The 21478-nt window shown below is 44.7% G+C and carries 24 protein-coding genes; all 24 read left to right on the forward strand.

Annotated elements, in window-relative coordinates:
- Window positions 1–261 precede the first annotated feature (261 nt).
- Entirely contained in the window at window positions 262–3807 is a 3546-nt protein-coding gene (gene rpoB, locus MHH63_RS00140; protein ID WP_038573461.1) for a DNA-directed RNA polymerase subunit beta, read from the forward strand.
- A 116-nt stretch (window positions 3808–3923) separates the two neighbouring features.
- Window positions 3924–7535: a DNA-directed RNA polymerase subunit beta' gene (rpoC, locus tag MHH63_RS00145; RefSeq protein WP_076130019.1), complete on the forward strand. Its 3612-nt coding sequence runs from the start codon at window positions 3924–3926 to the stop codon at window positions 7533–7535.
- A gap of 180 nt (window positions 7536–7715) precedes the next feature.
- Window positions 7716–7967 (forward strand): ribosomal L7Ae/L30e/S12e/Gadd45 family protein, encoded by a 252-nt coding sequence (locus MHH63_RS00150; RefSeq protein WP_038573459.1) that lies wholly within the window; start codon window positions 7716–7718, stop codon window positions 7965–7967.
- Window positions 7968–8100: 133 nt separating this feature from the next.
- A complete protein-coding gene (gene rpsL / locus MHH63_RS00155; RefSeq protein WP_036680518.1) occupies window positions 8101–8520 on the forward strand; it encodes a 30S ribosomal protein S12 in 420 nt (139 codons plus the stop codon).
- 45 nt (window positions 8521–8565) lie between these two features.
- A complete protein-coding gene (gene rpsG / locus MHH63_RS00160) occupies window positions 8566–9036 on the forward strand; it encodes a 30S ribosomal protein S7 (protein WP_036680520.1) in 471 nt (156 codons plus the stop codon).
- 47 nt (window positions 9037–9083) lie between these two features.
- On the forward strand, window positions 9084–11162 hold the full coding sequence (fusA, locus tag MHH63_RS00165) for an elongation factor G (protein WP_036680521.1): 2079 nt from the start codon (window positions 9084–9086) through the stop codon (window positions 11160–11162).
- 109 nt (window positions 11163–11271) lie between these two features.
- A complete protein-coding gene (tuf, locus tag MHH63_RS00170) occupies window positions 11272–12462 on the forward strand; it encodes an elongation factor Tu (protein WP_036680523.1) in 1191 nt (396 codons plus the stop codon).
- Window positions 12463–12747: 285 nt separating this feature from the next.
- A complete protein-coding gene (locus MHH63_RS00175; RefSeq protein ID WP_232061467.1) occupies window positions 12748–14073 on the forward strand; it encodes a globin-coupled sensor protein in 1326 nt (441 codons plus the stop codon).
- 225 nt (window positions 14074–14298) lie between these two features.
- The gene (gene rpsJ, locus MHH63_RS00180; protein WP_017692074.1) at window positions 14299–14607 is read left to right on the forward strand and encodes a 30S ribosomal protein S10; all 309 of its coding nucleotides are present in this window, start codon (window positions 14299–14301) and stop codon (window positions 14605–14607) included.
- Window positions 14608–14649: 42 nt separating this feature from the next.
- On the forward strand, window positions 14650–15273 hold the full coding sequence (gene rplC, locus MHH63_RS00185) for a 50S ribosomal protein L3 (protein ID WP_036680532.1): 624 nt from the start codon (window positions 14650–14652) through the stop codon (window positions 15271–15273).
- A gap of 25 nt (window positions 15274–15298) precedes the next feature.
- Entirely contained in the window at window positions 15299–15922 is a 624-nt protein-coding gene (gene rplD / locus MHH63_RS00190) for a 50S ribosomal protein L4 (RefSeq protein ID WP_036680536.1), read from the forward strand.
- Window positions 15922–16215: a 50S ribosomal protein L23 gene (rplW, locus tag MHH63_RS00195; protein WP_036680537.1), complete on the forward strand. Its 294-nt coding sequence runs from the start codon at window positions 15922–15924 to the stop codon at window positions 16213–16215. Before rplD ends, rplW begins: the two co-directional genes overlap by 1 nt.
- A gap of 29 nt (window positions 16216–16244) precedes the next feature.
- Entirely contained in the window at window positions 16245–17075 is an 831-nt protein-coding gene (gene rplB, locus MHH63_RS00200; RefSeq protein WP_036680541.1) for a 50S ribosomal protein L2, read from the forward strand.
- 76 nt (window positions 17076–17151) lie between these two features.
- Window positions 17152–17430 carry a 30S ribosomal protein S19 gene (rpsS, locus tag MHH63_RS00205; RefSeq protein ID WP_036652940.1) on the forward strand — a complete coding sequence of 93 codons (279 nt, stop codon included), beginning with the start codon at window positions 17152–17154 and terminating at the stop codon, window positions 17428–17430.
- A 33-nt stretch (window positions 17431–17463) separates the two neighbouring features.
- Complete coding sequence (gene rplV, locus MHH63_RS00210) at window positions 17464–17796, forward strand: 50S ribosomal protein L22 (protein WP_036680546.1); 333 nt, start codon at window positions 17464–17466, stop codon at window positions 17794–17796.
- 13 nt (window positions 17797–17809) lie between these two features.
- Window positions 17810–18475 (forward strand): 30S ribosomal protein S3, encoded by a 666-nt coding sequence (rpsC, locus tag MHH63_RS00215; RefSeq protein ID WP_038573452.1) that lies wholly within the window; start codon window positions 17810–17812, stop codon window positions 18473–18475.
- A 2-nt stretch (window positions 18476–18477) separates the two neighbouring features.
- A complete protein-coding gene (gene rplP / locus MHH63_RS00220; RefSeq protein WP_036680552.1) occupies window positions 18478–18912 on the forward strand; it encodes a 50S ribosomal protein L16 in 435 nt (144 codons plus the stop codon).
- Window positions 18902–19099 carry a 50S ribosomal protein L29 gene (gene rpmC, locus MHH63_RS00225; protein WP_019908232.1) on the forward strand — a complete coding sequence of 66 codons (198 nt, stop codon included), beginning with the start codon at window positions 18902–18904 and terminating at the stop codon, window positions 19097–19099. The genes rplP and rpmC overlap by 11 nt, the downstream gene beginning before the upstream one ends.
- 43 nt (window positions 19100–19142) lie before the next feature.
- The gene (gene rpsQ, locus MHH63_RS00230; RefSeq protein WP_036680554.1) at window positions 19143–19409 is read left to right on the forward strand and encodes a 30S ribosomal protein S17; all 267 of its coding nucleotides are present in this window, start codon (window positions 19143–19145) and stop codon (window positions 19407–19409) included.
- Between the two features lie 38 nt (window positions 19410–19447).
- Entirely contained in the window at window positions 19448–19816 is a 369-nt protein-coding gene (gene rplN, locus MHH63_RS00235; RefSeq protein WP_036680556.1) for a 50S ribosomal protein L14, read from the forward strand.
- A gap of 48 nt (window positions 19817–19864) precedes the next feature.
- Entirely contained in the window at window positions 19865–20218 is a 354-nt protein-coding gene (rplX, locus tag MHH63_RS00240; RefSeq protein WP_076099615.1) for a 50S ribosomal protein L24, read from the forward strand.
- A gap of 31 nt (window positions 20219–20249) precedes the next feature.
- Window positions 20250–20792: a 50S ribosomal protein L5 gene (rplE, locus tag MHH63_RS00245; protein ID WP_036680558.1), complete on the forward strand. Its 543-nt coding sequence runs from the start codon at window positions 20250–20252 to the stop codon at window positions 20790–20792.
- Between the two features lie 49 nt (window positions 20793–20841).
- Window positions 20842–21027 carry a type Z 30S ribosomal protein S14 gene (locus MHH63_RS00250; RefSeq protein ID WP_013312154.1) on the forward strand — a complete coding sequence of 62 codons (186 nt, stop codon included), beginning with the start codon at window positions 20842–20844 and terminating at the stop codon, window positions 21025–21027.
- Between the two features lie 32 nt (window positions 21028–21059).
- Window positions 21060–21458, forward strand: coding sequence for a 30S ribosomal protein S8 (gene rpsH / locus MHH63_RS00255; RefSeq protein ID WP_036680560.1), 399 nt, complete (start codon window positions 21060–21062; stop codon window positions 21456–21458).
- The last annotated feature ends 20 nt before the right edge of the window (window positions 21459–21478 follow it).

Consider the following 21478-nt stretch of genomic DNA (forward strand, 5'->3'; position numbering starts at 1 on the left):
GCTCTAACGTAGCAAATGCTGCGTGGTAATAGATAATAGCGCATAAACTATTGCTTGGTGACGTATAATATGTACGTTTTGGGCAAATCTACTTGATAAGGAGTATTTTGGTCATGGATAAATGCGCTCTTTTTTCGAAGATTTCGATAAGGGCTTTTCTTTTATTTATGACTGAATCCTTGTAGTATGGTTCCATTATACGGTTCCAAACAAGGGTTCGCAATCAATTTTTAAGTGAGTAGACATGAGGGGTGAGTAAAGTTGGCAGGACATCTTGTTCAGTATGGTCGACGCACTCGGCGGAGCTATGCGAGAATTAACGAGGTACTCGAGGTCCCGAACCTGATCGAGATCCAACAAAAATCTTATGATTGGTTTTTGGAGGAAGGATTGCGGGAAATGTTTCAGGACATCTCGCCGATCCAGGATTTCACAGGTAATTTGGTACTAGAGTTCATTGATTACAGCCTGGGTGAACCGAAATATACGGTTGACGACGCTAAAGAGCGGGACGTAACGTATGCGGCTCCTCTGCGTGTAAAGGTGCGGCTCATTAATAAAGAGACCGGTGAGGTTAAAGAGCAGGAAGTGTTCATGGGAGATTTCCCGCTGATGACGGAGACCGGCACTTTTATTATTAATGGTGCGGAACGGGTTATTGTCAGCCAGTTGGTTCGCTCTCCAAGCGTCTATTTCAGCACAAAAGTGGATAAGAACGGCAAAAAAACCTACACCGCCACAGTAATCCCGAACCGCGGAGCCTGGTTGGAACTTGAAACCGATGCTAAGGACATTATGTATGTTCGTATCGATCGGACTCGTAAAATTCCTGTTACCGTACTTTTGCGTGCTCTCGGTTTCGGTAGTGATGCCGAAATTCTGGAATTGCTTGGCAATGATGAATATATTCGCAATACGCTGGATAAAGACAACACGGACTCCACGGAGAAGGCGCTTATTGAAATTTATGAGCGTTTGCGTCCGGGCGAACCGCCGACACTAGACAATGCCAAAAGTTTGCTGGTTGCGCGTTTCTTTGATCCAAAACGCTACGACCTAGCTAATGTAGGCCGTTACAAAATCAATAAAAAGTTACACATTAAGAACCGTCTTTTCAATCAACGTCTTGCTCAGCCTTTGGTTGACGACTCTACTGGAGAAATCCTGGCAGAATCCGGCCAAATGGTCGATCGTAGACTGCTTGATGAATTGATTCCATATTTCGAAAAGAATGTTGCCTTTAAAAACTACCGTGTTACTGGTGGAGTTATGGACAGCGAAGATATTCCTCTTCAAACAATTGACGTATTCTCGCCAATTGAAGAAGGCCGGGTTATTAAGCTGATCGCTAACGGCAATATCGACAAATCTGTTAAGCATATTACTCAAGCTGATATTATATCCTCAATCAGCTACTTTATTAATTTGCTTCACGGAATTGGCAATACCGATGATATTGACCACTTGGGTAACCGTCGTCTGCGTTCTGTAGGTGAACTCTTGCAGAATCAGTTCCGTATCGGTTTGTCCCGGATGGAACGTGTTGTACGTGAAAGAATGTCGATTCAGGATGCTAATGCGATTACGCCTCAGGCTCTGATCAATATTCGTCCGGTCATCGCGTCTATTAAAGAGTTCTTCGGTAGCTCCCAGCTGTCTCAATTTATGGATCAGACGAACCCGCTTGCGGAACTTACGCATAAACGTCGTCTGTCCGCCCTCGGACCTGGTGGTTTGACACGTGAACGCGCGGGCTTTGAAGTTCGTGACGTCCATCACAGTCACTACGGTCGGATGTGTCCAATTGAAACGCCGGAAGGTCCAAACATCGGGTTGATCAACTCCTTGTCTACCTTTGCCCGCATCAATGAATACGGCTTTATTGAAGCTCCGTATCGTTGGGTGGATCCGAAGACTGGTAAGGTGACTGAGCAAATTGACTATCTGACTGCTGATGAGGAAGATAATTATGTAGTTGCTCAGGCTAACGTGTTGATCGAAGAAGATGGCACCTTTAAAGAAGACATGGTAATCGTTCGTTACAACAAAGACTCAGACAACATTACAACGATGCCAAGTAATCGTGTCGATTACATGGACGTTTCGCCTAAACAGGTTGTATCTGTCGCTACGGCGCTCATTCCGTTCCTTGAGAACGATGACTCCAACCGCGCACTGATGGGATCTAACATGCAACGTCAAGCTGTTCCGCTTCTAATTCCAAAAGCTCCGCTGGTCGGAACAGGGATGGAACATAAATCCGCTAAGGATTCTGGCGTATGTATCGTTTCCAAGTATGACGGTATTATCGAACGTTCTTCAGCTAATGAAATTTGGCTGCGTCGCGTTGAGACTGTCGAAGGCAAGGAAGTTAAAGGCGATATCGTTAAATATAAATTACACAAATTTATGCGTTCTAACCAAGGTACCTGTATTAACCAACGTCCTCTAGCTAAAAGAGGGGACATTGTTAAGAAGGGTGATATCCTGGCAGACGGTCCTTCCACAGAAATGGGCGAACTTGCTCTTGGCCGTAACGTAGTCGTTGCGTTCATGACTTGGGAAGGTTACAACTACGAGGATGCGATCCTGTTAAGTGAAAAGCTGGTTAAGGAAGATGTATATACTTCGATTCATATCGAAGAATACGAATCTGAAGCTCGCGACACTAAATTGGGACCTGAAGAAATTACGCGCGATATTCCGAACGTCGGCGAAGAAGCTCTGCGCAATCTTGATGAGCGCGGAATCATCCGCATCGGTGCGGAAATCAGCGCTGGTGACATTCTGGTGGGTAAGGTTACTCCTAAGGGTGTAACTGAACTGACAGCAGAAGAACGTCTCCTGCACGCTATCTTTGGTGAGAAAGCTCGTGAAGTACGGGATACCTCTTTACGCGTTCCTCATGGTAGTGATGGTATTATCGTGGACGTTAAAGTCTTTACACGTGAGAACGGCGATGAGCTGCCTCCTGGTGTAAATCAATTGGTTCGTGTCTACATCGCTCAGAAACGTAAGATCTCTGAGGGTGACAAGATGGCCGGACGTCACGGTAACAAGGGTGTCGTTGCCCGTATCCTGCCAGAAGAAGATATGCCGTTCCTTCCGGACGGTACGCCAGTACAGGTTGTTCTTAACCCTCTGGGCGTTCCTTCTCGTATGAACATCGGACAGGTGCTTGAGGTCCATATTGGTATGGCCGCATTGCGTCTGGGAATTCACATTGCAACGCCGGTATTCGACGGAGCGCGTGAGTACGACGTGTTTGATACGATGGAAGAAGCAGGTATGCAGCGTAATGGTAAAACCGTGCTGTATGATGGCCGTACAGGTGAACGCTTCGAACGTGAAGTTACTGTTGGTGTCATGCACATGATCAAACTGGCGCACATGGTTGATGATAAGATTCACGCCCGTTCAACAGGACCTTACTCACTAGTTACGCAGCAACCATTGGGTGGTAAAGCTCAATTTGGTGGACAGCGTTTCGGGGAGATGGAAGTGTGGGCGCTTGAAGCTTACGGTGCTGCATATACATTGCAAGAAATTTTGACCGTGAAATCCGATGACGTGGTTGGTCGCGTGAAGACGTACGAATCTATTGTCAAAGGTGAAAATGTACCGGAACCAGGTGTTCCTGAGTCGTTCAAGGTATTGATCAAAGAACTGCAGTCCCTGGGTATGGATGTTAAGATTCTTAGCGGTGACGAGCAGGAAATTGAAATGAGAGAATTGGACGATGAGGACGAGACGTCAGGCGACAAACTAAGCCTCAATTTAGAAGGTTCAGAAGTCGGAGTAGAATAATCAAGCTGGAGCTTAAAAGTTCCATTTTATAAAGGACCGCACGCCCTCTTTTGATGTAACAGTCAGAAGAGGGCAAAGCGGTACTAAATCAGGATTAGGTTAAGGAGGGTTGCTCCTTGTTGGACGTTAACAATTTTGAATTTATGAAAATCGGACTCGCTTCTCCGGAGAAGATTCGTTCATGGTCCCGCGGAGAAGTTAAGAAACCGGAAACCATTAACTATCGTACATTGAAACCGGAAAAAGAGGGTCTTTTCTGTGAGCGTATCTTTGGACCACAAAAAGACTGGGAATGTCATTGCGGTAAATACAAACGTGTCCGTTATAAGGGCGTAGTCTGCGACCGTTGTGGCGTTGAGGTTACCCGTGCTAAAGTTCGTCGTGAACGTATGGGTCACATTGAATTGGCTGCTCCGGTATCTCATATCTGGTATTTCAAAGGTATCCCAAGCCGCATGGGGCTTGCACTAGATATGTCTCCAAGATCACTTGAAGAAATTATCTATTTCGCATCTTATGTTGTAACGGATCCAGGTGAAACTCCACTGGAAAAGAAACAACTTCTGTCCGAGAAAGAATATCGTAGCTACCGTGAAAAATACGGTTATGGTTTCCAAGCCGGCATGGGTGCTGAAGCTGTTAAAAAGCTTCTTCAAGATATCGACATTGATAAAGAGCTGGAATTCCTCAAAGAAGAACTGCGTACGGCCCAAGGCCAACGCCGTAACCGGGCGATCAAACGTCTGGAAGTCATTGAAGCATTCCGTAACTCCGGCAACAAGCCTGATTGGATGATCATGGATGTTCTTCCGGTTATTCCTCCGGAGCTTCGTCCGATGGTTCAGTTGGATGGTGGCCGTTTTGCTACGTCTGATTTGAATGATCTCTATCGCCGTGTTATTAACCGGAACAACCGTCTGAAAAGACTGCTTGATCTCGGTGCTCCTGACATTATCGTGCAGAACGAAAAACGGATGCTCCAGGAAGCTGTCGATGCTCTCATCGATAACGGCCGTCGGGGACGTCCGGTAACCGGTCCTGGTAACCGTCCGCTTAAATCGCTCAGCCATATGCTGAAAGGTAAACAAGGACGTTTCCGCCAGAACTTGCTCGGTAAACGGGTTGACTACTCTGGACGTTCCGTTATCGTAGTAGGACCGTACCTCAAGATGTATCAGTGCGGACTTCCTAAGAAAATGGCGTTAGAATTGTTCAAGCCTTTTGTTATGAAAGAATTGGTTAATAAGGGCCTTGCCCACAACATAAAGAGCGCGAAACGTAAAGTTGAACGCGTAAGTCCTGAAGTTTGGGATGTACTCGAAGAAGTAATTAGAGAACACCCAGTACTTCTAAACCGCGCACCAACACTTCACCGTCTCGGTATTCAAGCATTTGAACCGATCTTGGTGGAAGGTCACGCTATTCGTCTTCACCCACTCGTATGTACGGCGTACAATGCCGACTTTGACGGTGACCAAATGGCGGTGCACGTTCCTCTGTCTGCAGAAGCTCAAGCGGAAGCACGCATTCTTATGCTTGCATCTGGTAATATCTTGAACCCTAAAGACGGTAAGCCAGTTGTAACACCTTCCCAGGATATGGTCCTTGGTACTTTCTACTTGACCATGGATAACAAAGAAGAAAAGGGTAGTGGTATGATTCTGCGTACGGTTAACGAAGCTGTATCAGCTTACCAACGCGGAACTGCAGGACTTCATGCTCGTGTTGCTATTCCGGCTAAAGCACTTGGCAAAACATGCTTTACGGAAGAACAACAAAATGCAATGTTGATTACTACGGTCGGTAAGATCATTTTTAATGAAATCTACCCAAGTAGTTTCCCTTATATCAACGAAGCAACCAAAACTAACTTGCTGCACGGCACACCAGAGAAATACTTTATCTACGAAAAAGGCGCGAACATTCGTGAGCTGATTGAATCCGCTCCAGAAGCCAGTGCTGTAGGTAAAGAATATCTGGGTCTGATTATTGCTCGTTGTTTTGAAACTTATCACACAACCAAAACTTCTATGATTTTGGATAAAATTAAACAACTCGGATTCACTTACTCCACACGTTCTGGTGTTACAGTTGCCGTGTCGGACGTTATTGTCCCTGAGGAGAAAGTTACCATCCTGAAAGAGTCTGAAGCTAAGGTTGATGTGGTTGCTAACCAATATCGCCGTGGTTTGATCACCAATGACGAACGGTATGACCGTGTTATTGAGATCTGGTCGAAGACTAAGGATGATCTTACGAACATCCTGCTTAAGTCGATGGACCGTTTCAACTCTATCATGCTCATGGTTGACTCTAAAGCGCGTGGTAACAAATCGCAGATCACTCAGCTGGGTGGGATGCGTGGTCTGATGGCAACACCTTCAGGTCGGATTTTCGAATTGCCAATCAAGGCGAACTTCCGTGAAGGTCTTACCGTCTTGGAGTACTTTATCTCCACTCACGGAGCGCGTAAAGGTCTTGCCGATACCGCACTTCGTACCGCTGACTCAGGGTATCTGACTCGTCGTCTTGTTGACGTTGCCCAGGACGTTATTGTCCGTGAAGAAGATTGTGGAACCGATAAAGGCTTCACAGTTAGTCGTATTCAGGATGGTAAAGAAGTTATCGAAGATCTGTATGACCGTATTGAAGGTCGTTACTGCTTCGAAACTGTTCGTCACCCAGAAACAGGCGAAATCATTGTTCACCGCAATGATTTGATTGACTCCGATAAAGCGGAGGCAATTGTAAACGCAGGTGTAACTAAGCTGCAAATTCGTTCTGTACTGAGCTGCCGTGCCCGTCATGGTGTTTGTAAGAAATGTTACGGACGTAACTTGGCAACTGGTAAACACGTTGAGATTGGTGAAGCAGTTGGTATTATTGCCGCACAATCTATCGGTGAACCAGGAACCCAGCTTACAATGCGTACGTTCCATACCGGCGGTGTTGCTGGTGATGACATCACTCAAGGTTTGCCGCGTATTCAGGAGTTGTTTGAAGCTCGTAACCCTAAAGGTCAAGCTACAATCAGTGAGATCGATGGCGTAATTAAGGAAATCCGTGAAACCAAAGACCGTCGCGAAATCGAGGTTCAAGGTGAAGCAGAATCCAAGACTTATTCCATTACTTATGGTTCACGTCTACGTGTTAGCGAAGGCCAAGAAATAGAAGCCGGCGATGAGCTGACAGACGGTTCGATTGACCCTAAAGAAATGCTGCGTATCAAAGGGATCCGTGGGGTACAAAACTACATTCTGCAAGAAGTACAGCGTGTATACCGTAACCAAGGCGTTGAGATCAATGATAAGCACATTGAAGTTATGATCAAGCAAATGCTTCGGAAGATCCGTATCATTGACGCAGGTGACACAAGTCTGTTGCCAGGTGCATTTGCGGATATTCATGAGTACGAAGGTGCTAACAAGGAAGCTATCTTGTCTGGTAAAGAGCCTGCTGTTGCTAAACCAGTCTTGCTCGGTATTACCAAGGCGTCTCTTGAAACTGATTCCTTCTTGTCAGCTGCATCATTCCAAGAAACTACTCGTGTCCTAACAGACGCTGCTATCAAAGGTAAAGTAGATAAGTTGCTTGGACTTAAAGAAAATGTTATTATCGGTAAGTTGATTCCTGCAGGTACTGGGATGAACCGTTACCGTAACGTTAAGCTAAGTGATCCAAATGCAGAAAGCGAACTTGAATCTTTAGAGACGGTTCCTGCTGAATAAATTAGCAATCATGGTAGTGTGCTCATGTCATACCTACTCATAGGTGTGGCATGAGTGTTCTGCTGTGTATAATTTCTATAAAAATTGTTGCTGAATTTCTTGACACCATCTATTGATAATGCTAAAATGTCTAAGGTGCGTGAGTAGCCATGTTATCCTTGTTCATTGGAGGTAAAGAGAATGACTGATGATAGAGGACTACAGGATGCTCAGGTCAAGATCGGTACCAAACAAACCGTCAAGGCGGTAGAGTTGGGCCTAGCCGCAGAAGTCTATGTGGCAGAGGACGGAGATCAAAGGCTTACTTCCAGGATAGTTTTGCTTTGTAACAAACAAGGTGTTAAGATCACATATGTGGATACGATGCTGAATTTGGGCAAGGCCTGCGGAATAGAAGTTGGCGCTGCGATGGCAGCCGTCTTAAAACAATAGCTACAGAAATGTTTTTGTACTGGGGTGAACACCAGCGGCAAGAACTTTTCATTTGTCTTTTTATGAACCGCCTGGGTCTGTGGGCTTAGAGTTCTTAAATCGACTATCATTTCAGGAAGGGGGTGGCAACAACATGCCAACAATTAACCAATTGGTTCGTAAAGGCCGTCAAGCCAAAATCGAAAAATCTAAATCTCCCGCTCTTCAAAAAGGGTATAACGCCCTCAAGCGTGAGGCTACAAATTTGAGCGCTCCGCAAAAACGCGGTGTGTGCACTCGTGTAGGCACAATGACTCCACGTAAACCAAACTCAGCGCTTCGTAAATATGCCCGTGTTCGTTTGACGAACCGTCTCGAGGTAACAGCTTATATCCCGGGTATCGGACATAACTTACAAGAGCACAGTGTTGTATTACTTCGCGGAGGTAAAGTAAAGGACCTTGCAGGGGTTCGTTACCATATCGTTCGTGGTGCTTTGGATACAGCAGGTGTAGCTAACCGGATGCAAGCTCGTTCTAAATACGGTGCAAAACGTCCTAAAGCTAAGAAGTAAGATAACAATATCTGAATAATAAACATTTAAGAAAGGGGGATATCCATGCCACGCAAAGGTCCAGTTACAAAGAGAGACGTATTGCCAGATCCGTTGTATAATAGCAAGTTGGTTACTCGTTTGATTAACCGCATTATGCTGGGTGGTAAAAGAGGTGTCGCTCAAAGCATTCTGTACAATTCATTCAAATTGATTGAAGAACGTACGGGTAAAGATCCGATGGAAGTTTTCGAAGCTGCCATCAAGAATATCATGCCGGTTTTGGAAGTCAAAGCTCGTCGTGTCGGTGGTGCTAACTATCAAGTACCTATCGAGGTTAAACCAGAGAGACGTACTGCTCTGGGATTACGTTGGCTCGTAAACTACTCTCGCAACCGCGGTGAGAAGACTATGGAAGAGCGTTTGGCGGCTGAGATCATCGACGCTTCCAACAACACAGGCGCTTCTGTTAAGAAACGTGAAGATACACACAAAATGGCTGAAGCAAACAAAGCGTTCGCTCACTACCGTTGGTAGGATAAAGGTCATTCAAATAACTTATATTTTGAAGGGAGATCCATTTCATGGCTAGAGAGTTCTCCTTAAAAAATACACGTAACATCGGGATCATGGCGCATATTGATGCTGGTAAAACAACTACCACAGAGCGGATTCTTTTCTATACAGGCCGTACGCACAAAATCGGTGAAGTTCACGAGGGTGCTGCTACAATGGACTGGATGGAGCAAGAACAAGAGCGCGGAATCACGATTACGTCCGCTGCTACGACTGCTGCGTGGAAAGGTCACCGCATCAATATCATTGATACCCCAGGACACGTTGACTTCACTGTTGAAGTTGAACGTTCCCTGCGTGTATTGGATGGGGCAGTTGGTGTATTTAGTGCAAAAGAGGGCGTTGAGCCTCAGTCTGAAACCGTATGGAGACAGGCTGACCGTTATAACGTTCCCCGGATTGCATATGTAAACAAAATGGACATTATCGGTGCGGATTTCCTTAACGTAATCGAAACTATGCGTGATCGCCTTCAAGCCAATGCAGTTGCTATTCAATTGCCAATTGGTGCAGAAAGTGATTTCACTGGTATTATCGACCTAGTTGAGCAAAAAGCACACATGTTCAGAGATGATCTGGGCCAAAACATCGAAGTAACGGATATTCCGGAAGAATATTTGGCCAAAGTTGAGGAGCTGCGTCTCGAGTTGATCGAGAAAGTTGCTGAACTTGATGAGGATCTGACTATGAAGTATTTGGAAGGCGAAGAAATTACAATTCCGGAAATTAAAGCTGCAATTCGCAAAGGCGTAGTTGAAGTTAAATTGTTCCCTGTAATTGCTGGATCTTCCTACCGAAACAAAGGGATTCAGCTTATGCTGGATGCTGTTGTTGATTACTTGCCATCTCCTCTTGACGTTCCAGCTATTACTGGACATCTTGATGACGGTACAGAAGCTGTTCGTCACTCTTCGGATGAAGAGCCGTTTGCAGCTTTGGCATTTAAAATCATGACAGACCCTTATGTTGGTAAACTTACGTTCTTCCGTGTTTACTCAGGCGTACTTGAGTCTGGATCATACGTAGTTAATGCAACTAAGAACAAGCGTGAACGTATTGGTCGTATCCTTCAAATGCATGCGAACAGCCGTCAAGAAATTTCCATCGTGTATTCTGGCGACATCGCAGCTGCTGTTGGTTTGAAAGATACCAGTACAGGTGATACACTGTGTGATGAGAAGAATCCAGTAATTCTGGAATCAATGAACTTCCCTGATCCAGTTATCGAGATCGCTGTTGAACCAAAAACTAAAGCTGACCAAGATAAAATGGGCGTTGCTCTCGGAAAGTTGACTGAAGAGGATCCAACTCTTCGTGCTCACACTGATGAAGAAACAGGCCAAACAATCCTGGCTGGTATGGGTGAACTTCACTTGGACATCATCATCGACCGTATGCGTCGTGAGTTCAAAGTAGAAACCAATGTGGGTAAACCACAGGTTGCTTACCGCGAAACGTTCAAGGCACCTGCTCGCGTCGAAGGTAAATTTGTACGCCAATCTGGTGGTCGTGGTCAATACGGTCACGTATGGGTTGAGTTTGAACCCCTCGAACCAGGTACTGGTAGCAAATTCGAAAGTAAAGTTGTTGGTGGCTCGGTTCCTAGAGAGTACATCGCTCCTGCACTTGCGGGTATTGAAGAACAAATGAAAAACGGCGTACTTGCTGGCTTCCCGCTAGTAGACGTTAAAGCTACCATCGTAGATGGTTCTTATCATGATGTCGATTCCAACGAAATGGCATTTAAAATTGCCGGTTCGATGGCACTCAAAGCAGCTAAAGACAAGTGTAAGCCTGTCCTGCTTGAGCCAATCATGAAAGTAGAAGTAACTGTTCCTGAGGAATATATGGGTGATGTAATGGGTATGCTGAACTCCCGCCGTGGCCGTATCGAAGGTATGGATTCCCGTGGTGGAGCGCAAATTATCCGTGCTAAGGTGCCTCTTTCCGAAATGTTCGGATACTCTACAACACTTCGTTCTGGTACACAAGGACGTGGCGTATTCTCAATGGAGCTTTCTCACTATGAAGAAGTTCCTAAATCCATTGCGGAAGAGATCGCTGCAAAGAACAAAGGCGCTGAATAATTACCAGTTTTAACTTGCCGTCCCGGGTATAAACACTCAGTCATCTAAGATTACACGTATGCGGGCGGCTCAAATATAAGGAACCCCACATTAAGGAGGAACTGTTCAAATGGCAAAGGCAAAGTTTGAACGTAACAAACCGCACGTTAACATCGGTACTATTGGTCACGTCGACCATGGTAAAACGACTCTGACTGCTGCAATCACTACTGTATTGTCCAAAACTTACGGTGGCGCAGCTATCGCATTCGATCAAATCGACAAAGCTCCTGAAGAGCGCGAACGTGGTATCACAATCTCCACTTCCCACGTTGAATATGAAACTCCTAACCGTCACTACGCTCACGTAGACTGCCCTGGTCACGCCGACTATGTTAAAAACATGATCACTGGCGCAGCGCAAATGGACGGAGCTATCCTGGTTGTATCCGCAGCTGATGGCCCAATGCCACAAACTCGCGAGCACATCCTGTTGTCCCGTCAAGTAGGCGTTCCTTACATCGTTGTCTTCTTGAACAAATGCGACATGGTTGAAGACGAAGAGTTGTTGGAATTGGTTGAAATGGAAGTTCGTGACTTGCTTAGCGAGTATGACTTCCCAGGCGACGATACTCCAATCATCCGTGGTTCTGCTCGTGAAGCTCTGCAAAACCCAGATGGCGATTACGCTAAAAAAATCATCGAAATGTTTGAAACAATCGATGAGTACATTCCACTTCCTGAGCGTCAAACTGACAAGCCTTTCTTGATGCCTGTCGAAGATGTATTCTCCATCACTGGCCGCGGTACTGTGGCAACTGGTCGCGTAGAACGCGGAACAGTTAAAGTCGGAGAAGAAATCGAAATCGTTGGTATTCACGAAGATACTAAGAAATCCGTAGTTACGGGCGTAGAAATGTTCCGTAAATTGCTGGATTCCGCTCAAGCTGGGGACAACATCGGAGCATTGCTTCGTGGTGTTGACCGTAACATGATCGAGCGTGGCCAAGTATTGGCTAAGCCGAACTCCGTTAAACCACACACTGAGTTCACTGCTCAAATTTACGTTCTGACAAAAGAAGAAGGTGGCCGTCACAAGCCTTTCTTCACTGGATACCGTCCACAGTTCTACTTCCGTACAACTGACGTAACTGGTATCATCAACTTGCCAGAAGGTACTGAAATGGTTATGCCTGGTGATAACATCTCCGTAACCGTACAACTGATCTCCCCAATCGCTATTGAAGAAGGTACTAAATTCTCCATTCGCGAAGGTGGCCGTACAGTTGGTGCTGGTAGCGTAGCTTCTATCCAAAAATAATAATTCGACTTCTATCTGCGGGTAGATTCCGAATTACAAACACCCCTGATTCTTCTTGCGGAGAATCAGGGGCTTTTTTTGTTTTTTTCTGAGAAAGATTTAATATTCGACACCAATTGATAATAAAGCATAACAATATGATCTTTTTCTACATAATTCGTCAAATTACAACAATCAATTGTTTACAATTATACTAATGATAGAGTAAAATGAAGGAGGAATAATAATGTAAAATAATAGGAATTGTGGGGGAGTGGTAATATGGGGAAATGTCCTTTTTCCTTCATGCATGCGTTAAATGCACGTAATAATAATGTAGATTCTCCTGCCTCTCATTCCTTAGACTTCAAGGATCAGAATCATTCTGTGGCAGAGTCTTTTCATAAGCTGGAGGGACATGGTGAGCTTAACGAGCAGATGAGAATGATTGATCTAACTGAAGCAGATTTGAACTTACTACGCAGGGTGAAACCTGTTGTTGAGCAGAATATAGACTATATCATTGATCAATTTTACAATTCGGTATTAGGCGTAAATAAACTTGAAGCTATTATTTTAGAGCATAGCAGTATAGAGAGGTTGAAAACTACTCTTCGTGGTCATATTCTAGAGATTTTTAATGGAAAGGTTGATGATGAGTACATAGCAAAGCGTCTAATGATCGCTAATATTCATAAAAAAGTAGGGCTTGAGCCTAAATGGTATTTATCTGCTTTTCAGAATCTTCAGAACGTATTTATACGCGTTATATATAATGAAACAAACGATGATAATACACGCCTTCGAGTGGTTCAGACCGTGACCAAGCTCCTTAACCTTGAGCAGCAGCTGGTTCTAGAAGAATATGAGAAGGAGAACATAAAAGAGAAGGAAGAGCAATATCTATTGGTGAAAAATGAATTAAAACAAAAAATTTCAGAGTTTAGCGTTGAATTGATAGATTATAGCATCGATACTAATGCTGCTGTGAAGCAGCTAGTGGCAAGCAGCAATGAAGTAAGTAGAACATTCCAACGTACGGCTGCATCCGCTCTGGAGTCACAGGGATTAGCTACAGATGGGCATGAACACTTGGGTGATTTGACTGAGCAAATTAATCTTATATATCAGACCACCAGTGAGATGGAAGACTCGATCATTGAGTTAAGCGATTCCTCTAAGCAAATTCAAAAAATTGTGAACTCAGTAAGGGAAATTGCCGATCAGACTAAAATCCTCTCACTTAATGCAACGATTGAAGCCGCTAGAGCCGGTGAGCATGGTAGAGGTTTTAGTGTGGTTGCTCAAGAAGTTAGCCGGCTTGCAGAGGATACTAAGAGTACTGTAATTCAGATCGTAGAGCTAACAAATAAATCAGGTCTACTCACTCAGCAGGTTGTAGAAGAGATTCGTAAGGTGCAGGAGTTAACTAAGAATGGGAAGCACCAATCGGTTGAGACTAGTCTTTTGTTCTCTGATATTGTAGACGCTATGCGTAGCAGTACACAGGAGATTGTAATAGTGGAAGAAGAAATAAGAACCTTAATCCAAACCATCGAGGGGATCGGAACAGCAACGGCTCAGACTGCTTCCTCCGCAGAGTTTTTTAAGTCTGCCACAGAGAATCTTTAACATATATATAGTAGAAGAACAGCGCATGAAAAAAATATGCGTTGTTTTTCTATTTTCGCTTGCAATACTGCTGCCTATTATATATAATAATAAATGTTGTTCTGAGACGTTGCGATGATGTGAGAGGTTACTGACACACCCGGCCCCTTTGCCATGGGGACGAGGTCAGAAAATTTTCACGGAGTATGTCCGATACCAAATTGGGCGATAGAAGGAGGGACTAAAATGGCAAAGCAAAAAATTCGTATTCGCTTGAAAGCATACGACCACAGAATTCTTGATCAATCCGCTGAGAAGATTGTTGAAACAGCAAAACGTTCGGGTGCAGGTGTGTCCGGGCCGATTCCGTTACCAACTGAGAAGCAAATCATTACTATTCTCCGTGCGGTACACAAGTACAAGGATTCCCGTGAACAGTTTGAACAACGGACTCACAAACGTTTGATCGATATTGTGAACCCAACACCACAAACTGTGGATGCCTTGATGCGCTTGGATCTACCGTCCGGTGTAGATATCGAAATCAAATTGTAATTCTATTTTAAGTAATTTAGGAAAAGAAAAGAGGTGTCAACATTGAAAGGTATCTTAGGAAAAAAACTCGGTATGACTCAAGTGTTTACTCCAGAAGGTAACGTAATTCCTGTTACTGTTATCGAAGCAGGACCTTGTGTAGTACTGCAAAAGAAAGACCTGAATATCGACGGATATGAAGCAGTGCAATTGGGCTTTTCTGATAAAAAAGAAAAACGTTCCAATAAGCCTGAACAGGGTCACGCCAAAAAGGCAAATGCAACACCTAAGCGCTACGTTCGTGAAATTCGCGGTGTTGATCTCGGGTCTCTCGAGGTTGGACAAGAGCTGAAGGCTGATATCTTTGCTGAGGGCGAATTTGTTGACGTAACTGGTACATCTAAAGGTAAAGGTTTCCAAGGTAACATCAAACGTTGGGGACAAAGCCGCGGACCAATGGCACACGGATCGCGTTACCACAGAAGACCGGGTTCCATGGGTTCTATCCAAGCTAACCGTGTTCCTAAGGGCAAACGCCTTCCAGGACATATGGGTCACACGACTATTACGGTTCAAAAGCTTGAAATTATCAAGGTTGATGTTGAACGTAACGTATTGCTGGTTAAAGGCGCTATCCCAGGTCCTAAAAACAGCTTCGTGAAAGTTAAACAAACCGTTAAGAAATAATTATTGAAGAAAGGAGGAACATGAAATGCCAAAAGTAACACTTTTTAATATTAGTGGCAACGAAGTTGGTGAAGTGGAACTGAGCGATACAGTATTCGGTATTGAACCGAATGAGCACGTTCTACATGAAGCTGCGCTTATGCAAAGAGCTTCCCTACGTCGTGGTACACACAAAGTAAAAGGACGTTCTGAAGTTCGTGGCGGTGGACGTAAACCTTGGAAACAAAAAGGTACAGGTCGCGCTCGTCAAGGCTCCATTCGTTCTCCACAATGGAAAGGCGGCGGCGTTGTCTTCGGACCAACACCACGTAGCTATTCCTGGAAACTGCCTAAGAAGGTTCGTCGTTTGGCGATCAAATCCGCTTTGTCCTCGAAAGTACTCGAGAATGACATTATCGTATTGGATAGCTTGACAATGAATGCTCCGAAGACGAAAGAATTCGCAGCAATCTTGAACAACCTGAAAGTAGATCGTAAAGCGTTGATCGTAGCTACTAGCTATGATGATAACGTAGCACTTTCCGCTCGTAACATCCCTGGGGTGAAATTCGTAGCGGCTGACGGCATTAATGTTCTTGACGTACTGACGTACGACAAACTGATCATCACTAAAGAAGCAGTTCTGAAGGTAGAGGAGGTGTTCGCGTAATGAAAGATCCTCGTGATATTATCAAACGTCCGGTGATTACGGAACGTACTTCCGACTACATGAGCGAAATGAAATACGCTTTTGAAGTGGATATCCGTGCTAACAAAACCGAAATCAAAAAAGCTGTCGAGGCTATTTTCAAAGTAAAAGTAACTAATGTGAACACAATGCGCGTACCTGGCAAACTGAAACGTTATGGTAAATATTCTGGTTACACTCCAGAGTGGAAAAAAGCCATCGTTAAGCTTAGCCCGGACAGCAAACCGCTTGAATTTTTTGAAGCGGTAGAATAATACTCTGTTGAAGTAAGGAGGGAACTACAGTGCCAATCAAAAAGTACAAACCGACCTCTCCGGCAAGACGCGCTATGTCCGTGTCTACGTTTGAAGAAATTACAACAAACCAGCCAGAGAAATCGTTGCTTTCTCCGCTGTTCAAACATGCGGGACGCAACAACCAAGGTAAAATTACGGTTCGTCACCATGGCGGCGGACACAAACGTAAATACCGTATTATCGACTTCAAGCGGACTAAAGACGGCATACCAGGTAGCGTTGCTACAATCGAGTATGACCCGAACCGCACATCTAATATTGCTTTGATCCACTATGCTGATGGAGAGAAACGTTATATCATCGCTCCTAAAGGTCTAAGAGTTGGGGATAAAGTAGAGTCCGGTCCTGCGGCCGACATCAAAATTGGTAACAGTCTTCCACTGGAGAACATTCCAGTAGGTACAGTTATCCACAACATTGAGTTGAAACCAGGTAAAGGCGGACAATTGGTTCGTGCAGCTGGTACAGAAGCTCAATTGCTTGGTAAAGAAGAAAAATACTGTTCCGTTCGCTTGTCATCCGGTGAGGTTCGTAAAATCCTTAGCGTATGCCGTGCAACTATCGGTTCCGTAGGTAACGAAGATCACGAATTGATCAAAATCGGTAAAGCTGGACGTAGTCGCTGGCTCGGCCGTCGTCCTGAAGTTCGCGGGGTAGTAATGAACCCTAACGATCACCCACACGGTGGTGGTGAAGGTCGCGCTCCAATCGGACGTAAATCGCCAATGTCTCCATGGGGCAAACCAACCCTTGGTTACAAAACGCGTAAGAAAAACAAGGCATCTGATAAATATATCGTTCGCCGCCGCACTAAATAAGACGCTTCTGGCAAGTTAATAAAGCGCGAAGCGTCGATTCGCGGTTTGAAGAACCGGATGAAGGGAGGATTCACACATGGGTCGCAGTTTAAAGAAGGGGCCGTTTATCGATGGCTACCTGCTTAAAAAAGTTGAGGAACTGAACGAGGCTGAGAAAAAGGTTGTTGTTAAAACTTGGTCCCGTCGCTCAACCATTTTCCCTCAGTTTATCGGACATACGTTTGGTGTATATGACGGCCGTAAACACGTGCCTGTATACGTAACAGAAGATATGGTAGGTCACAAGTTGGGCGAGTTCGCGCCAACACGTACTTACAAAGGCCACGCGGGTGACGATAAGAAAACAAGAAGATAATAATAAGGTCTCTGTTTGAAAGGAGGTTAAACAATGGAAGCAAAAGCACATGCAAGATCGGTGCGAATTTCCGCTCGTAAAGCGAAACTGGTTGTTGACTTGATTCGTGGTAAGCAAGTGGGGGAAGCAATTGCTATTCTTCGCCACACTCCGAAATCCGCTTCTCCGGTCGTTGAAAAGTTGCTTAATTCGGCAATTGCGAATGCTGAGCATAACTATTCTTTGGACGTGAACAGTTTGTTCGTTAGCGAGGTTTTCGTTAACCAAGGACCTACTATGAAACGTTTCCGTCCGCGCGCCATGGGCCGCGCAAGTCGGATCAATAAACGCACGAGCCACATTACACTGGTGGTATCTGAGAAATAAGGAGGGATAACACGTGGGTCAAAAGGTAAATCCAATCGGACTCCGAATCGGTATTATTCGCGATTGGGAATCTAAATGGTATGCAGGAAAAGATTTCGGTACTCTTCTGATGGAAGACGTCAAAATCCGGGAATACCTTAAAGGCAAATTGAAGGATTCCGCTGTTTCCCATATCGAGATCGAAAGAGCGGCTAGCCGCGTGAACGTTACAATTCATACAGCTAAACCAGGTATGGTTATTGGTAAAGGCGGAGCAGAAGTAGAAGTACTTCGCAGCGCAGTTACAGCAATCGCTGGTGGCAAAAAAGTACACATCAACATCAATGAAATCAAGCACCCTGAATTGGATGCAATTCTTGTAGCTGAGAGCATTGCTCAACAATTGGAACGTCGTGTATCGTTCCGTCGTGCCCTCAAACAAGCGATTCAAAGAACTATGCGTTCTGGCGCAAAAGGGATTAAAACTCAAGTGGGCGGACGTCTTGGCGGAGCTGAGATTGCTCGTTCAGAAGGTTATAGCGAAGGAACAGTTCCACTTCATACGCTTCGTGCCGATATCGATTACGGAACGGCTGAAGCACATACAACTTACGGTCTTATCGGCGTAAAAGTATGGATCTACCGTGGAGAAGTTCTTCCCCCAGCTAAGAAACAAGCTGCTCAGGAAGGAGGCAACTAATCATGTTGGTACCAAAACGCGTAAAACACCGCAAGCAACAACGCGGACACATGAAGGGTATGGCAAAAGGCGGTACTGAATTGAACTTCGGCGAATTCGGCCTGGTTGCACTTGAACCGTCTTGGATCACTAACCGTCAGATCGAAGCTGCTCGTATCGCGATGACACGTTATATCAAACGTGGCGGTCAAGTTTGGATCAAGATTTTCCCAGATAAACCTATTACTCAAAAGCCTCTCGAGGTTCGTATGGGTAGTGGTAAAGGTAACGTTGAGAAATGGGTAGCCGTAGTTAAACCGGGCAAGATTATGTTCGAACTCGGAGGCGTGTCGGAAGAAATCGCTCGTGAAGCGATGCGTCTTGCCGCTCACAAGCTGCCTGTAAAGACTAAGTTTGTGAAACGTGAAGAATTGGGTGGTGAAGCAAATGAAAGCTAATGAACTTCGCAACTTAACCACTGCTGAGATTGAACAAAAGATCGCTGGATTCAAAGAGGAACTTTTTAATCTCCGTTTTCAATTGGCAACTGGCCAATTGGACAACCCAACTCGGATTCGTGACGTGCGTAAGGAAATAGCTCGTGCTAAAACCGTGATCCATCAAAGAGTGCTTGGGATTAGTTAAGTGAGACGGATCGCAGATCCGTATTCAGGAAGGAGGCTAACTAATGAGTGAAGAACGTAATGCACGTAAAGTGCTAATCGGTAAAGTGGTCAGTGATAAAATGGATAAAACCATCGTAGTTGCTGTTGAAACCTATAAGAAACACAATTTGTACCACAAACGCATCAAGTCTACGAAGAAATTCAAAGCACATGATGAGGGAAATGTTGCAAAGATTGGCGATACCGTAAAACTCATGGAAACTCGTCCGTTGTCTAAGGACAAACGTTGGAGACTAGTTGAAGTGGTAGAAGCAGCGGTTATCATCTAAGATAATCAAGAGAGTTTTTCCGGAAGGAGGAAATTATAATGATTCAACCATTTACACGTTTGCATGTGGCTGACAACTCTGGTGCGAAGGAACTGATGTGTATCCGCGTACTGGGTGGTACTGGACGCCGTACAGCAGCAATCGGTGATTTGATCGTTTGTTCCGTTAAACAAGCAACACCAGGCGGCGTTGTCAAAAAAGGTGATGTTGTTAGAGCGGTAGTTGTTCGTACGAAACGTTCCGTTCGTCGTAAAGATGGATCTTACATCGCATTCGACGAAAATGCAGCTGTTGTTGTTAAAGACGACAGAAGCCCTCGTGGAACACGTATCTTTGGACCAGTTGCTCGCGAACTTCGCGATAAAGACTACATGAAGATCGTTTCCTTGGCACCGGAAGTTATCTAATAAACACGGCACCAATAAGTTGAAGGTTAGTTATAGGAGGTGTAATAAATGCCTAGAGTGAAAAAAGTTCTGGAATCCCATAACAATAAACTGCACGTGAAGAAAGATGACGTGGTGCTTGTGATCAGTGGTAAAGACAAAGGCAAAAAAGGCCGTGTCATCGCTGCTTATCCTCGTGAAAACCGCGTTCTGGTAGAAGGCGTCAATATGGTGAAAAAACACCAAAAGCCGAACCAGCTGAATCCACAGGGTGGAATTATTGAGCAGGAAGCTTCGATTCATGTGTCCAACGTAATGCACATCGATCCGAAGACCGGCAAAGTAACCCGTATCGGTTACAAAGTTTTGGACAATGGTAAAAAAGTTCGGATTGCTAAAAGATCCGGAGAGATTATCGACTAATCTAGCCCTTAAGAAAGGAGGTTAAATCTTCATGGCAGCAAGAATGAAAGAACGTTTTCTTAACGAAATTACACCTGCTTTGATGCAGAAGTTTAACTATACAACTGTTATGCAAGTGCCTAAGATCGAGAAGGTTGTCATCAACATGGGTGTGGGTGACGCTGTTCAAAACTCCAAAGTACTTGATGCTGCAGTTAATGACATGCAGTTGATCGCTGGTCAAAAACCAGTAATCACTAAAGCTAAAAAATCCATCGCTGGTTTCAAACTACGCGAAAATATGCCGATTGGGGTTAAAGTAACACTGCGCGGAGAGCGTATGTATTACTTCTTGGACAAATTGTTCAACGTAACACTTCCACGTGTACGTGACTTCCGTGGTGTTTCCACTAAAGCCTTTGATGGCCGTGGTAACTACACACTTGGTCTTAAAGAACAATTGATCTTCCCCGAGATCGAATATGACAAAGTGGATAAAGTCCGCGGTATGGACATCGTTATTGTAACGACTGCTAAGACGGACGAGGAATCCCGCGAGCTGCTGGGTCAGCTGGGAATGCCTTTCGCAAAATAAAGTCGGTTAATCCATTTTCTCCGAAAATGTTTAGGAGGTGTCAGGCTAAGTGGCAAAAACTTCGATGAAAGTTAAACAACAACGTACGCCTAAGTTTAAAGTACGTGCATATACACGTTGCGAACGTTGTGGTCGTCCACATTCGGTACTGCAAAAGTTCAAAATTTGCAGAATTTGTTTCCGTGAATTAGCTTATAAAGGCCAGATCCCTGGCGTGAAAAAAGCAAGTTGGTAAGAAGTTTATAAACGGGAAGGAGGTTTACACACATGACTATGTCTGATCCTATTGCAGATATGCTTACTCGTATTCGTAACGCTAACATTGTGCGTCACGAGACGGTAGAAATGCCTGCTTCTACTATGAAGAAACAAATCGCTGACATTTTGAAGCGTGAAGGTTTCATCCGCGATGCGGAATTCGTTGAAGATAGCAAACAAGGGATTATCCGTATCTTCTTGAAATACGGCCCTAACCAAGAGCGTGTTATTTCTGGTTTGAAAAGAATCAGTAAACCAGGCCTTCGCGTATACACGAAGAGCAATGAAGTGCCTCGTGTACTCGGTGGTCTAGGAATCGCGATTATCTCCACATCTAAGGGAGTTATGACCGACAAAGAAGCTCGTCAATCAAAATCTGGCGGAGAAGTTGTCTGCTACATTTGGTAATAAACGTCACAAGATAAGGA

This window comes from Paenibacillus sp. FSL H3-0310 (assembly GCF_038002785.1).
GTDB classification, from domain to species: domain Bacteria; phylum Bacillota; class Bacilli; order Paenibacillales; family Paenibacillaceae; genus Paenibacillus_AQ; species Paenibacillus_AQ odorifer.